The 13,592-nt window shown below is 69.6% G+C and carries 11 protein-coding genes; 9 read left to right on the top strand and 2 right to left on the bottom strand.

What is annotated here, in order from left to right:
- Nucleotides 1-35 precede the first annotated feature (35 nt).
- The 6 genes from rpoZ to mepK all read left to right on the top strand — a co-directional run bounded on the left by rpoZ (nucleotide 36) and on the right by mepK (nucleotide 9,050).
- A complete protein-coding gene (gene rpoZ / locus BM140_RS12745; protein ID WP_091946491.1) occupies nucleotides 36-446 on the top strand; it encodes a DNA-directed RNA polymerase subunit omega in 411 nt (136 codons plus the stop codon).
- A 255-nt stretch (nucleotides 447-701) separates the two neighbouring features.
- Nucleotides 702-2,912, top strand: a complete 2,211-nt coding sequence (locus tag BM140_RS12740; protein WP_091946488.1) for a RelA/SpoT family protein — start codon at nucleotides 702-704, stop codon at nucleotides 2,910-2,912.
- A 210-nt stretch (nucleotides 2,913-3,122) separates the two neighbouring features.
- Nucleotides 3,123-3,671 (top strand): fasciclin domain-containing protein, encoded by a 549-nt coding sequence (locus tag BM140_RS12735; protein ID WP_091946485.1) that lies wholly within the window; start codon nucleotides 3,123-3,125, stop codon nucleotides 3,669-3,671.
- 199 nt (nucleotides 3,672-3,870) lie between these two features.
- Nucleotides 3,871-5,361, top strand: a complete 1,491-nt coding sequence (locus BM140_RS12730; RefSeq protein WP_091946482.1) for a sigma-54-dependent transcriptional regulator — start codon at nucleotides 3,871-3,873, stop codon at nucleotides 5,359-5,361.
- Nucleotides 5,362-5,639: 278 nt separating this feature from the next.
- Nucleotides 5,640-7,385: a L,D-transpeptidase scaffold domain-containing protein gene (locus BM140_RS12725; protein WP_091946614.1), complete on the top strand. Its 1,746-nt coding sequence runs from the start codon at nucleotides 5,640-5,642 to the stop codon at nucleotides 7,383-7,385.
- A gap of 180 nt (nucleotides 7,386-7,565) precedes the next feature.
- Nucleotides 7,566-9,050: a peptidoglycan L,D-endopeptidase MepK gene (gene mepK / locus BM140_RS12720; protein ID WP_091946480.1), complete on the top strand. Its 1,485-nt coding sequence runs from the start codon at nucleotides 7,566-7,568 to the stop codon at nucleotides 9,048-9,050.
- Between the two features lie 47 nt (nucleotides 9,051-9,097).
- On the opposite strand, the gene BM140_RS12715 is transcribed toward mepK, so the two are convergent.
- Nucleotides 9,098-9,757: a LabA-like NYN domain-containing protein gene (locus BM140_RS12715; RefSeq protein ID WP_091946477.1), complete on the bottom strand. Its 660-nt coding sequence runs from the start codon at nucleotides 9,755-9,757 to the stop codon at nucleotides 9,098-9,100.
- Between the two features lie 392 nt (nucleotides 9,758-10,149).
- On the bottom strand, nucleotides 10,150-10,740 hold the full coding sequence (gene pyrE / locus BM140_RS12710) for an orotate phosphoribosyltransferase (RefSeq protein WP_091946611.1): 591 nt from the start codon (nucleotides 10,738-10,740) through the stop codon (nucleotides 10,150-10,152).
- A gap of 255 nt (nucleotides 10,741-10,995) precedes the next feature.
- On the opposite strand from pyrE, the gene BM140_RS12705 reads away from it, so the two are divergent.
- From BM140_RS12705 to BM140_RS12695, 3 genes are read left to right on the top strand one after another with little or no spacing between them, the layout of a single operon-like run.
- Nucleotides 10,996-12,870, top strand: a complete 1,875-nt coding sequence (locus BM140_RS12705; protein WP_091946473.1) for a M3 family oligoendopeptidase — start codon at nucleotides 10,996-10,998, stop codon at nucleotides 12,868-12,870.
- 50 nt (nucleotides 12,871-12,920) lie between these two features.
- Nucleotides 12,921-13,145, top strand: a complete 225-nt coding sequence (locus BM140_RS12700; protein WP_091946469.1) for an AbrB/MazE/SpoVT family DNA-binding domain-containing protein — start codon at nucleotides 12,921-12,923, stop codon at nucleotides 13,143-13,145.
- Nucleotides 13,142-13,528, top strand: a complete 387-nt coding sequence (locus BM140_RS12695; RefSeq protein WP_091946466.1) for a type II toxin-antitoxin system death-on-curing family toxin — start codon at nucleotides 13,142-13,144, stop codon at nucleotides 13,526-13,528. Before BM140_RS12700 ends, BM140_RS12695 begins: the two co-directional genes overlap by 4 nt.
- The last annotated feature ends 64 nt before the right edge of the window (nucleotides 13,529-13,592 follow it).

Raw genomic sequence — 13,592 nt, 5'->3', positions numbered from 1 at the left:
ATCGTCCGTTCTGCCCGAGGAAGGAGCCGCCTCGCATGGCTCGCGTCACCGTCGAAGACTGCATCGAGAAGGTCGAGAACCGGTTCGAGCTGGTGCTGCTCGCCAGCCACCGCGCCCGCCTGCTCGCCGCCGGCGCCCCGCTGACGATCGAGCGCGACCGCGACAAGAACCCGGTCGTGGCGCTCCGCGAGATCGGCGACGAGACCATCACCGCCGAGGATCTCAAGGAGCAGCTTATCCACTCGATGCAGAAATACGTCGAGGTGGACGAGCCCGAGGCCGAGACCGTGCCGCTGCTCTCCTCCTCGCCGGCCGCCGCCGCGGTGGCGCCCCAGTCCTCCTCGGACGACAAGGACGTGCAGTTCGACCGCATGAGCGAGGACGACCTGCTCCGCGGCCTGGAAAACCTCGCCCCGCCGACCGAGACGGACGACGAAGCCGAGTAAGTTTCTCGCATTCCTTGCGATTCGCGCCCGCCCTCGCATCCCGAGCGGCGGGCGCTTCCTTTTGGCCCCACCCCGTCATGGCAATCCGGGCCCGGCCCGCCGCGCATGCGTCGCATGCGGGTTTTGGAACACCGCCGTGCGCGTTCTGCGACGCCTTGCATCTGGCGCGCGCGGCTCCGATGCGGGACAGTAAGGCCGGAGCGTCGCGGCCAGCCCGGCCGGACCTGTGATCGTGCTGCTAGGAACCCTCGGCGGATGATGCGCCAATACGAGCTCGTGGAACGGGTCAAGCGCTACAACCCGGCCACGAACGAGGCGCTTCTCAACCGCGCCTACGTCTACGCCATGCGCGCGCACGGCACGCAGAAGCGCGCCTCGGGCGATCCGTTCTTCGCCCACCCGCTCGAGGTGGCGGCCCTCCTCACCGACCTGCATCTCGACGACGCGACCATCGTCGCCGCCGTTTTGCACGACACGGTGGAGGACACCGCCGCGACGCTCGACGAGATCCGCGACATCTTCGGCGACGAGATCCGGGCGCTGGTCGACGGTCTGACCAAGCTCAAGCGGCTCGATCTCGTCTCGAAGCGGGCGGTGCAGGGCGAGAACTTCCGCAAGCTGCTGCTGGCGGTGGCCGAGGACGTGCGGGTGCTGCTGGTCAAGCTGGCCGACCGCACCCACAACATGCGCACCCTCCATTTCATGCCGCCGGAGAAGCGCACCCGGATCGCCGAGGAGACCCTCGACATCTACGCGCCGCTCGCTGGCCGCATGGGCATCCAGGAGATGCGCGACGAATTGGAGGACCTGTCCTTCCGCGTCCTCAAGCCCGAGGTCTACGCCACCATCACCAAGCGGCTCGAGGACCTCTCGGCCAAGTCCAGCAACGTCATCGAGAGCATCGAGCACGATCTCACCGCGCGGTTGGCCGCCCAGGGCATCGCCGCGCAAGTGAAGGGCCGCCTGAAGCGCCCCTACTCGATCTGGTCGAAGATGGAGCGCAAGTCGGTCGCCTTCGAGCAACTGTCCGACATTGTCGGCTTCCGCGTCATCGTCGGCACCCTGGCCGAGTGCTACGCGGCTTTGGGCGTCGTCCACACCAGCTGGCCGATGGTGCCGGGCCGCTACAAGGACTACATCTCGACGCCCAAGCAGAACGATTACCGCTCGATCCACACCACGGTGATCGGCCCGAAGCAGCGCCGCGTCGAATTGCAGATCCGCACCGCGGCGATGGACGAGATCGCCGAATACGGCATCGCGGCGCACGCGCTCTACAAGGACGGCGCCAAGGCCGGCGAAGGCGAGGTGCATCCCCGGCTCGCCACCGAGAGCGGCGCCTATCAATGGCTGCGCCGCACCATCGAACTCCTCGCCGAGGGCGATTCGCCGGAGGAGTTCCTCGAACACACCAAGCTCGAGCTGTTCCAGGATCAGGTCTTCTGCTTCACTCCGAAGGGCCGGCTGATCGCCCTGCCGCGGGGGGCGACGCCGATCGATTTCGCCTATGCGGTCCATACCGACATCGGCAACTCGGCGGTCGGCGCCAAGATCAACGGCCGACTCGCGCCGCTGCTGCACGAACTCGCCAACGGCGACGAGGTCGAGATCGCCTGCTCGGACGGCGCCGCGCCGCCCGCGGCCTGGGAATCCCTCGTCGTCACCGGCAAGGCGCGGGCGGCGATCCGGCGCTCGACGCGGGCCGCCGTGCGCCGCCAATATGCCGGCCTCGGCCGCCAGATCCTCGACCGCGCCTTCGAGCGCGCGGGCAAGAGCTTCTCGGAAGACAAGCTGCGCGGCGCTCTCCCCCGGCTGGCGCGTGCCTCCGCCGACGACGTGTTCGCCGCCGTCGGGCGGGGCGAGATGTTCTCCGGCGACGTGGTGAAGGCGGTCTATCCCGACTTCAAGGACGAGCGCCGCTCCGGCGGGCCCGCGGCCAACGGCGCCGCCGGGCGCCTGACCAAATCCGGCGACCAGACCATGCGCCTGACCTTCGCGGGCGACGGCTCGGCGCAAGGGCCGATCCCGATCCGGGGCTTGGCCGGCGACCTGCCGGTGAGCTTCGCCCCCAACGGCGGCGCGCTACCGGGCGACCGCATCGTCGGCATCCTGACGCCGGGCGTCGGCGTGACGATCTACCCGATCCAGTCGGCGGCGCTGGCCGCCTTCGACAACGAGCCCGAGCGCTGGCTCGACGTCCGCTGGGACGTGGAGGATTCGAACGAGCGCTTCCCCGCCCGCATCGCGCTCGAATCGATGAACGAGCCCGGCACGCTCGCCCAGATCGCCCAGGTCATCGCCGAGCACGACGGCAACATCGACAACGTCTCGATGAAGCGCCGCACCCAGGACTTTACGGACATCGCCATCGACCTGTCGGTGCCGGACCTGAAGCACCTGACCGCCATCGTGGCGGACCTGCGGGGCAAGCGCTCGGTGAGCCGAGTGGAGCGGATCAACGGGTAGGTCTTCGGAAGCTGCGCCGCCCGAGCGTTCTCGGCGCCGTTCCTCCCGGCGCCGGACTCGTCGCCGTGGAGGGCGTTCGGCCCGTCGCCTCGTCAAGGCGGCGTCGAAAAATCGTGAATGCCCCCGGCCCGAGGCTGAAACTTTTCCTCCCCCGGTCTCCGTAAAGGCCCGCGACGCCCCCGCTGGAGGGGTGGATACACGGGAGACATCATGTCCAAGACCTTCCTTCGCCTCGCGCTCGGCGTCGCCCTCGCCGCCGCGGCGGTTCCGGCGCTCGCCAAGAACCCGATGGTCGGCGGCGCGCCGATGTACGCCTCCAAGACGATCGTGGAGAACGCGGTCAACTCGAAGGATCACACCACGCTGGTCGCCGCCGTGAAGGCCGCGGGCCTCGTCGAGACGCTGTCGGGCCCCGGCCCCTTCACCGTGTTCGCGCCGACCAACGCCGCCTTCGCCAAGCTCCCGCCGGGCACGGTCGAGACGCTGGTCCAGCCGCAGAACAAGGCGCAGCTCACCGGCATCCTGACCTACCACGTGGTCCCCGGCGCGCTCACCGCCAAGGACCTGGCGGCTTTGGCCAAGGAAGGCGGCGGCCGGGCCGTCCTCAAGACCGTCAACGGCGCCGCGCTCTCGGTCGAGACGCAGGGCAAGAAGGTCTTCGTGACCGATGCCAAGGGCAACACCGCCACCGTCACCGTGCCCAACGTGATGCAGTCGAACGGCGTGATCCACGTCGTCAACACCGTGCTCATGCCCTGATCCGCGGATCGGGCTCCGGCGGCCGCCGGAGCCCGGCAAAAGCCTTTTGAACGGAAAGTGAGGGCGTCGTTAAGCGCCGCTTTACGCATCTGGGCGACCTTGTGCGCCGAAACGAAACAGCCCGCCCCGCCCCATCGGCCCCGCATGTCGGTGCGCCGCGCGCGGTCGGCCGGGAAAAGCGGAAAGCGAGGCGCCCCGCATGTCCACCACCGTCCTGATCATCGACGACGATCCCGTGCAGCGCCGCCTCGCCGAGGCGATGGTGCGCCGCCTCGGCTTCGAGGCGAAGATCGCCGAGAACGGTCTCGACGGCCTCAACCTGCTCCGCGCGGGCGAGGGCATCGACGTGGTGCTGCTCGACCTCGTCATGCCGGGCGGCATGGACGGGCTCGGCGTTCTGGCCGAGATGCGAAAGGGCGGCATCGACACGCCGGTCATCGTCCAGACCTCGAACGGCTCGATCGACGCCGTCGTCAACGCCATGCGGGCGGGTGCCGTCGACTTCGTGGTCAAGCCCGCGGGCGCCGAGCGGCTGCAGGTCTCGATCAAGAACGCGCTGCGGGTCGATCAACTGGAGGAGGAGGTGCGCCGGATGCGCCGCCGCGCCTCCGGCTCGCTCGGCTTCAAGGATCTGGCCTCGAAGAGCCCGGACATGGACCGGGTGATCCGGCTCGCCGAGCGTTCGGCAAAGTCCAACATCCCGGTGCTGATCGAGGGCGAATCGGGCGTCGGCAAGGAGGTGCTGGCCCGCGCGATCCAGGGCTCGGGGGATCGGCGCGGCAAGGCGTTCGTCACCGTCAATTGCGGCGCGATCCCCGACAACCTCGTCGAATCCACTCTGTTCGGCCACGAGAAGGGCGCCTTCACCGGCGCCACAGAGCGCCATGTCGGCAAGTTCGTCGAGGCGTCGGGTGGCACACTGTTCCTCGACGAGATCGGCGAGCTGCCCCTCGACGCCCAGGTGAAGCTGCTGCGCGCGCTCCAAGAGGGGGAAGTCGATCCCGTCGGCGGCAAGCGGGCGGTGCGGGTCGACATCCGCCTGATCTCGGCGACGAACCGGTCGCTGCTCGACCTCGTCAAGCAGGGCAAGTTCCGCGAGGACCTGTATTACCGCCTCAACGTCTTCCCGATGACCCTGCCCCCGCTGCGGGCGCGGCGCGAGGACATTCCGGACCTCGTCCGCTCGTTCTGCGCCCGCTTCGCGGCGGAAGAGGGCAAGCGCCTGCGCGGCATCACCCAGGAGGCGATGGCGCTGCTCTCCCGCTATCCCTGGCCCGGCAACGTGCGCCAACTGGAGAACGCGCTCTTCCGCGCCGTGGTGCTGGCCGACGGCGACGAACTGACGGTGGCGGAATTCCCGCAGATCGCCGCCCAGGTCGAAGGCTTCGACGTGCGGATCCCGCCGGTGCCGAACCAGCCGGCCCTGCCGGCGGGTGGGCTGGAGCCGGTGCGCGAGATCGTCCGCGTCGAGGTACGCGATCCCCACGCGATGTCGCTGGTCGTCGAGGATACCGGCGAGATGAAGACGATGGAGGCGGTCGAGGCGGAGACCATCCGCTTCGCGCTGCAATTCTACCGCGGCCGAATGTCCGAAGTCTCCCGCCGCCTCGGAATCGGCCGATCCACCCTCTATCGCAAGCTCAAGGAACTGGGCCTCGACGAGGAGGAACGCTCCGAAGACGCGGCGTGAGCCGCTGACGCGGCCACCGCACCGGCTGGCAAATCCGGACCTCGTCCCCGCCCGGATCGTGCGGCAGCCCCGTATGGCCGGGCGCGAAGAGCGCCCCGCGCCGCGGCCTCGGCATTAAGCCGAGGCGTCGAGCGGAGCGATAGCCTGAGGCCGCGGACGCGGCCGCCGGCGCTTGAGGCCGACAAGGAAGAACCGTGCGGTTGCGCACGGTCGCGCTTGGAACGATGATCTTTAACGACGGTTGCGGCAAACTCGGCCGTTTCCAGGGAGTTGCCGCCATGCACGCTGAAACCGGAGCCGGATCGAGCGTCCTGCGGACCCTGTCCGTCGCGTTCGCGGCCCTCATCGCCCTCGCTCCGGCCGTGCGCGGCGAGGAGATCGCGCCCGCCATCAGCAAGGCGGCGGTCGAGGCCCCGGCCGTGCCGGACGCCGCCGCGCCTTCCGTCGAAGCGCCCCCTGCCGATGCGCCGGCTCAAGTCCCGGCTCAGAGTTCGAACCCGGCGTCCCCCCCCGCTCCGGCCGCCGAGACCCCGGCGCCGGCGGCGGAAGCCCCGCCCGCGCCGGTGGCGCCGAGCGAGCCGCTGCCGGCCGCCGTCTTCGCGCGGCTCAACGATGCCGCGCCGCTGCTCGCGCGCCTCACGGGCAAGGAGCGAGAGGCGATGCAGGCCTTCTACGCGCTCGGCAACTTCAAGCCGGCCTGGATCGAGAACGGCGCCTTCAACGCCGCCGCCAACGCGGCGATCGGGCGCCTGCGCGCTGCGGCCGAGGATGGGCTCGACGCAAGTGCCTATCCGGTGCCGGTGCTGGGCAAGCTCGGCCGCCCGGACACCGACGCGGAACTGGCGGAAGCCGACCTGAAGCTCTCGGCCGCGATCGCCCTCTACGCCCGCGACGCGCGGGGCGGGCGGATGAACCCCGCCTCCATCTCCAAGCTCGTCACCCCGACCCTCGACCTGCCGACGGCGGATGCGACGCTGGCCCGCGTGGCGAGCGCGGGCGAGAAGGCCGGCGAGACGCTGCAGGCCTACAACCCGCGCCAGCCCGGCTACCTCGCCCTCAAGAGCCGGCTCGCTTCCTTACGCGCCGGCCATGCGACGGACGCGCCGACGTCGAAATCGGCCAAGCGGCCCAAGACCGGCGGCGGCGAGGCCGAGATCCTCGTCAACATGGAGCGCTGGCGCTGGCTGCCGGCGGAGCTCGGGCCGGATTACGTCTTCGTCAACGTCCCGGAATTCAAGCTGCGGGTCTTCCGCAACGGCGCCCTGAAGGACGAGACCCGCGTCATCGTCGGCAAGCCCGAGAGCCCGACCCCGACCTTCTCGGGAATGATGGAATATGCCGTCGTCAACCCGTCCTGGTACGTGCCGCCCTCTATCCTGAAGCAGATGCTGGCCACGGGCCGCACCGCCGGGTTCGAGGTGGTGCGCCGCGGCGGCCAGATCTCGCTGCGTCAGCCGCCGGGCGAGCGCAACGCGCTCGGCTTCATCAAGTTCATGTTCCCCAACCAGCACGCCGTCTACCTGCACGACACGCCCAACCGCTCGCTGTTCTCGGCCACGACCCGCGCCTTCAGCCACGGCTGCGTGCGCGTGGACGACCCCTTCCGCTTCGCCGACGCGGTGCTGCCGAACTGGACCGAGGAGCGGCTGAAGAAGCTGATCGGCAAGGGCGAGCGCACCCTGCGGCTTCCGGAGAAGCTCCCGGTCCACCTCGCCTATTTCACGGCCTATGTGGACGATGCCGGCACCTACCGGACGCTGAACGACCTCTACGGCTATGACGGGCCGATGAAGGTGGCGCTCGGCCTCGCCGCCCGCTCCGACGCGGTGGCGCGGGCCCCCGGGGCCAAGACGAAGCAGGCGGCGGTCACCCGCCCCGTGGCTCCGGCTTCGGGCAATGTGCGCGACGTCCATCGTCCGGCGCCGCGTCAGGCGGTCCGGTCCGAGCCGCGGCGCAACGTCGACATGTTCGGCGAGCCCTGGCCATCCGAGCCGGTGCGCCAGGAGACCCGCAGCTTCTGGTAGCCACGGGTACCGCGATTCACAGCGGTTTCGGCGCCTGCGTGCGCCGACGCTCTTGCGCGGCACTTTTCCGCCACGGTTGGCCCCCAGCATCGCCACGGTTGCCCCCTACCGGTCCCCAGGACGGTCGGCGTGCGGCCCAACGGGCCGGGCGAGCCCGAGCCATCGGCGGAGGTGAGGACCATGCTGCAGAGTCTGCTGCGGAACCGCGTGCCTGCCCTCTCGATGATGCCCCGGCGGCGCCTCGCCGTCTTCGCGGTGTCGGTCGCCGCCGCGCTCGTCGCCGGCACCGCCGACACCCAGGATGCGGTCGCCAACGGCGACACCCGCCAGATCTCGATGGTGCACGAGCATACCGGCGAGAGCCTCACCGTCGTGTTCAAGCGCGACGGGCGCTACGACCGGGCGGCCCTCGACCAGCTCAACTGGCTCCTGCGCGATTGGCGCGAGAACGAAGCCACCAAGATGGATCCGCGGCTGTTCGACGTGATCTGGGAGGCGCAGCGCTCCATCGGCTCGACCGGCCCGCTGCGCATCGTCTGCGGCTATCGCAGCCCCAAGACCAACGGCATGCTGCGCCGCCGCTCGTCGGGCGTCGCCGAGACCAGCCAGCACATGGCCGGCAAGGCCATCGATTTCTTCCTGACCGATGCCAGCATCGACCAGATCCGGGCCGCGGGCATGCGGCTCCAGCGCGGCGGCGTCGGCTGGTATCCGCGCTCGGGCTCGCCCTTCGTCCATCTCGATGTCGGCTCGGTGCGCTCGTGGCCCCGGATGACGGGCGACCAGCTCGCCCGTCTGTTCCCCGACGGCAAGACCGTGCATCTCCCCGCCGACGGCAAGCCGCTGGCCCGCTACGAGGAGGCCCGCGCCGAGATCCTGTCCCGCGGCGGCACCGTGATGGGCCAGACCACGGTCGCGAGCGCCGACGAGACCGATGACGGTCCCGGCGTGAAGGGTTTCTTCGCCGCCCTGTTCGGCGGTGCTGCCGGCCCGGCTCCGACGGCGGTCGCCGGCGCTCCCGCACCCACCAAGGGCCGGGGCAAGGCCAGCGTCGTGGTGGCGAGCGCCGACCCGTCGGCCGGCGTCACGGCGCCCCAAGCCGCGACGCAGGCCCTCGCCTACGCCGCCCCGAACGCCTCGGAGGCGCTCCGCGACGCCGCGCTCAAGCCGGGCACGCCCTCGGCCAAGGAATTGCTGACCGGCATGGCCGTGCCCGCCGGCGCGGTGGCCGCGCCGCTGCCCCCGCGCCGCCCCGCCGACCTCGCGGTCGCGGGCCCGCACGCGGTTCCGCTGCCGCCGCGCCGCCCGATCCAGCTCGCCTCGCTCGACTACGGTTCGGGGCTCGCCGGGATCGCGGCCGCGCAGGCCGACGAAGCCGCCGTGTCGGAGGTTGCCGAGGCGCCGGCCCCGCTCGTCCCGGCCGATGCCGACCCCCGCGAGCAGGTGCGCAGCCTGTTCGTCGGCGCGGCTCAGCCCGCCGCCGCGGCGACGGCGCCGGTGCGGATCGCCCAGGTGCGCCCGCTGCCCGAGGCGACGCCGCCCGGCATGCTCTGGACCTCGGAGGGCGCGGCCGCGGTCCGCTTCACGAAGGGGCTTGCGCCGAGCGCCGTCCCGGCCGCCCTCTTCGATCGCGCGGCGACGCAGCCGCTGCGACTGCGGAACTGATCGGGGCGGCGGGACCCTCCGGTCTCCGGCCGCCCTTTCGAACCGGATCAGACTTCGGAATCGTCCGACGGCGGGGCCGGCGGGCGGATGCCGTAGCGGCTTTCGAGGCCCGGATTGGCGCGGGGGGCGCGGTCGGCGAAGTCGCGGCGGGGGCCGTCGCCGGGGGCCCGGACCGGGCGCTCGCTCGGGTCGCGGCCGATGCGGTTGGCCAGATGGGCGAGTTCGACGAACTCGTCGGCCTGACGGCGCAGGTCGTCGGCGATCATCGGCGGCTGGGTCTGGATCGTGGAGACGACCGAGACGCGCACGCCCTTGCGCTGCACCGCCTCGACCAGCGAACGGAAGTCGCCGTCGCCGGAGAACAGCACCATGTGGTCCAGATGGGCCGAGAGTTCGAGGGCGTCGATCGCCAGCTCGATGTCCATGTTGCCCTTGATCTTGCGGCGGCCCGAGGAATCGGTGAACTCCTTGACCGGCTTGGTGACGACCCGGTATCCGTTATAGTCGAGCCAGTCGATCAGCGGCCGGATCGAGGAGTATTCCTGATCCTCGATCATCGCGGTGTAGTAGAACGCCCGGATCAGGTTGTCGCGGCTCTGGAAGTCCTTCAAAAGACGCTTGTAATCGATATCGAAGCCTAGCGCTTTCGTGGTGGCGTACAGATTGGCGCCGTCGATAAAAATCGCCGTACGTTGTCGTTCGCTCATTGGACTGTCCATGCGTTCGAGGCGGAAGAAGAATGCCGACCGCTATTGCGGTAAAGAATGTCCGCGATAAAATCGTAAGGTACGAAAGACGCCCGCGCCGTCGCGCCGTCGTCCGCAGTCCCGAGACCGCGTGCGGCGGCGATGATGCACTGGCCTTGAACCAACCGACCTCGGGATCGAACGATCCCCGAAGAGGCTGACGCAATTCGTCTGGCCGAGCTCACGCAAAGTGTCAAGAAAAACAAAAGTTAACGATTTTGCGTGCAAGATATTTCCGTAAGCCGGGTTGCATAACCTCCGACCCACGGTTGCGGTTTTGTAATGTAGCGGACCGTCAATGATTCCCGAAACGATCGGCCCGACTTCGGATTGCCCCGGACGCGCCCGGCCGATCAGGGTTTCACCGTCGCACGACTGCCCGGTTTGGTTGCCGGGATCGCCGCCAGCTCCGGCGGCAGGGCGTCGGCCGGGTAGGTCGGGATGTCGAGGGCGGCGAGCGAGACCAGCGGCAACCCGATCTCGCCACGCCCGCCGGAGCGGTCGATCAGGCAGGCGGCGCCGACCACCTCGCCGGCCTCGCCCTCGAGCGAGGCGAGGCATTCCCGCGCCGAGAGGCCGGTCGTCACGATGTCCTCGACGATCACCGCGCGGGTGCCCGCCGGGATGGAAAAGCCGCGCCGCAGGGTGAACGGCCCGCCGGGATCGCGCTCGACGAAGATCGCCTTCGCGCCGAGATGCCGCGCGGTCTCGTAACCCGGCACGATGCCGCCGATGGCCGGCGAGACCACGATGTCGATCCGCCCGAACCGGGCCGTGATCGCCTCGGCGAGCGCCCGGCACAGCCGCTCGGTCCGCACCGGATCGGAGAAGATCGTCATCTTCTGCAGGAAGGTCGGCGAGCGCAGGCCCGAGCTCAGGATGAAATGCCCCTGGAGCAGCGCCCCAGCCGAGCGGAATTCTTCCAAGACGTCGTCCGCGGTCATGTAGCCTGCCTGCATCTTCGGTCCGGCGCTTGTCGCAGTGGGACGGGCGAGGCGCAAGCGGGGGCCCACCCTCCCGCGCCGTCCAGCCGCCGACGCGTCCCGGGCGGGTCCGGGCCCCGGCGGCGGCCGGAGCCCGCTTGCCCGGATGACGGTGAAGGCGAGTTGATCGGCGACGCAACTCGCTCGATATCAGGCATCCGGAACACGGGCGGGCTCGCCGGCCTTGACCCGTCTCTTCGCGAGGAAGCCACATCGATGTCGAGCCGAGCCGTCACCGCTGCCCTGTCCCCGGAACCGGTGCGGATTCCGGACGGTCTCGCGGCCCTGCGCAGCGCGGCCCAGGCGGCGGATCTCGGCCCGCTGCCCGAATGGGACCTCTCCGACCTCTATTCCGGCATCGATGCCCCGGCCTTCCGCGACGACCTCGAACGGGCCGAGACCGAGGCCCGCGCCTTCACCGAGCGCTATGCCGGCCGGGTCGCCGAGATCGCCGCGGGCCCCGATGCGTCGGTCGAACTCGGCCGGGCGGTGGCGGCCTTCGAGGCGATCGAGGATCTGATGGGCCGGCTGATGTCGTTCGCCGGCCTCGTCTATTCCGGCGACACCACCGACGAGACCCGCGCCAAGTTCTACGGCGACACCCGCGAGCGGCTGACCGCGGCCTCCGGCGACCTCCTGTTCTTCGGGCTGGAGCTGAACCGCGTCGAGGATTCGGTCATGGACCGGGCCATGGCCGCGGGTCCCCTCGCGCAATACCGCCCCTGGATCGAGGATCTGCGGGCCGAAAAGCCCTACCAGCTCGACGACCGCACCGAAAAACTGTTCCTCGAGAAGTCAGTCACCTCGAACGCCGCCTGGGACCGGCTGTTCAACGAGACCATCGCTTCCCTCCGCTTCTCGGTGCAGGGCGAGCAGCTGACCCTTGAGCCGACCCTCAACAAGCTCCAGGACCGCGACGGCGCGGTGCGCCAGGAGGCGGCTTTGGCGCTCGGCGACACGCTGCGGGCGAACCTGCGCGTCTTCGCGCTCATCACCAACACGCTGGCCAAGGACAAGGAGATCTCCGACCGCTGGCGCGGCTTCAAGGACGTGGCGGACGCCCGCCACCTCTCGAACCGCGTCGAGCCGGAGGTGGTCGCCGCCATGGTCGAGGCGGTGCGCGCCGCCTATCCGCGGCTGTCGCACCGCTACTACCGGCTGAAGGCCAAGTGGTTCGGCGTCGAGGCTTTGCCCTACTGGGACCGCAACGCCCCGCTGCCGAAGGTCGAGCAGCGCACGATCCCCTGGGCGGAGGCCCGCGACACGGTGCTCGACGCCTACAACGCCTTCTCGCCGGACATGGCGGGGATCGCCCGACGCTTCTTCGACGGCGGCTGGATCGACGCGCCGACCCGCCCCGGCAAGGCGCCCGGCGCCTTCGCCCACCCGACGGTGCCCTCGGCCCACCCCTACGTGCTGGTCAACTACCAGGGCAAGCCGCGGGACGTGATGACGCTGGCGCACGAACTCGGCCACGGCGTGCATCAGGTGCTCGCCGCCCCCAACGGCGCCCTGATGGCCCCGACCCCGCTGACGCTGGCCGAGACCGCGAGCGTGTTCGGCGAGATGCTGACCTTCCGCAAGCTGCTCGCCGAGACCACCGACCCGACCCAGCGCCGGGCGATGCTGGCGGCCAAGGTCGAGGACATGATCAACACGGTGGTGCGCCAGATCGCGTTCTACTCGTTCGAGCGGAAGGTGCACTTGGCCCGCGCCAAGGGCGAACTGACCGTCGACGAGATCAACGCCCTGTGGATGTCGGTGCAGGCCGAGAGCCTCGGCCCGGCGATCACCCTCGACAAGGGCTACGAGCCGTTCTGGGCCTACATCCCGCACTTCATCCACTCGCCGTTCTACGTCTACGCCTACGCCTTCGGCGACTGCCTCGTGAACTCGCTCTACGGCGTCTACGCCCGGGCCGAGCCCGGCTTCGTCGAGCGCTACTTCGCGCTGCTCTCGGCGGGCGGCTCGAAGCCCTACGGCGAACTGTTGAAGCCGTTCGGACTGGATGCCAGCGATCCGGGCTTCTGGCAGATCGGGCTGGGGATGATCGAGGGCATGATCGCCGAGTTGGAGGCGATGGAAGGGTAGCGATTTTCGATCGGCTCCGTTATACATTTTGTATAACGGAGCCGATCGCGATGAAGCTCGAAGTCAAGAAGATCGGCAACTCGACAGGCCTGATCTTGCCGAAGGAGCTACTCACCCAGCTGAACTTGCAGCAGGGCCAGTGGCTGCATGTCACTCAGATGGCCGACGGCGCCGTGCGGCTGACGCCATACGATCCCAACTTCGACCAGGCGATGGCCGTGGTCGATGAGATCATGGACGAGTATCGCGACACGTTCAGGTCGCTGGCCAAATGAGCGAGCCCCGCTGGCTGACCTCCGGGGAAGTCATCGCTGCCCATGACAAGCAACTCGCGCGTTTCGGCGGACCCGCTGGGATGCGTGACGAAAACGCATTCGAGTCCGCGCTCGCCCGGCCAATCAACCGCTGGCGCTACGACGAAGCGGACCTCGCCTCGCTCGCGGTGGCCTACGCGTTCGACCTCGCCCGCAACCACGCCTTCGTAGACGGCAACAAGCGGATCGCCTTCGTCGCGATGGTGATGTTCCTGCGCTTGAACGGCGTCGCGTTCCGGCCCAATCCCGCAGAAGCTACGGTCGTCGTCTTTGATCTCGCCGCGGGCAAGATCGACGAGTTCAACCTCACCCGCTGGATTCGCGACAACTGGCCCGCCGCGTAACCACCGCGGCGCGCCGTCCCAGCGCCCTCGCCGCGGAGCGGCCTCGCGCCTATCTCGGATCAAA

The organism is Methylorubrum salsuginis, from assembly GCF_900114375.1.
GTDB lineage: Bacteria > Pseudomonadota > Alphaproteobacteria > Rhizobiales > Beijerinckiaceae > Methylobacterium > Methylobacterium salsuginis.
Note: the sequence above shows the minus strand (reverse complement) of the source record. Positions and strands in the feature narration are given on the sequence as shown.

Coding starts and splice junctions, on each gene's coding strand:
- BM140_RS12740 (WP_091946488.1), top strand. CDS start 702: ATGATGCGCCAATACGAGCTCGTGGAACGGGTCAAGCGCTACAACCCG.
- BM140_RS12695 (WP_091946466.1), top strand. CDS start 13,142: ATGAGCGAGCCCCGCTGGCTGACCTCCGGGGAAGTCATCGCTGCCCAT.
- rpoZ (WP_091946491.1), top strand. CDS start 36: ATGGCTCGCGTCACCGTCGAAGACTGCATCGAGAAGGTCGAGAACCGG.
- mepK (WP_091946480.1), top strand. CDS start 7,566: ATGCTGCAGAGTCTGCTGCGGAACCGCGTGCCTGCCCTCTCGATGATG.
- BM140_RS12730 (WP_091946482.1), top strand. CDS start 3,871: ATGTCCACCACCGTCCTGATCATCGACGACGATCCCGTGCAGCGCCGC.
- BM140_RS12725 (WP_091946614.1), top strand. CDS start 5,640: ATGCACGCTGAAACCGGAGCCGGATCGAGCGTCCTGCGGACCCTGTCC.
- pyrE (WP_091946611.1), bottom strand. CDS start 10,740: ATGACCGCGGACGACGTCTTGGAAGAATTCCGCTCGGCTGGGGCGCTG.
- BM140_RS12705 (WP_091946473.1), top strand. CDS start 10,996: ATGTCGAGCCGAGCCGTCACCGCTGCCCTGTCCCCGGAACCGGTGCGG.
- BM140_RS12735 (WP_091946485.1), top strand. CDS start 3,123: ATGTCCAAGACCTTCCTTCGCCTCGCGCTCGGCGTCGCCCTCGCCGCC.
- BM140_RS12715 (WP_091946477.1), bottom strand. CDS start 9,757: ATGAGCGAACGACAACGTACGGCGATTTTTATCGACGGCGCCAATCTG.
- BM140_RS12700 (WP_091946469.1), top strand. CDS start 12,921: ATGAAGCTCGAAGTCAAGAAGATCGGCAACTCGACAGGCCTGATCTTG.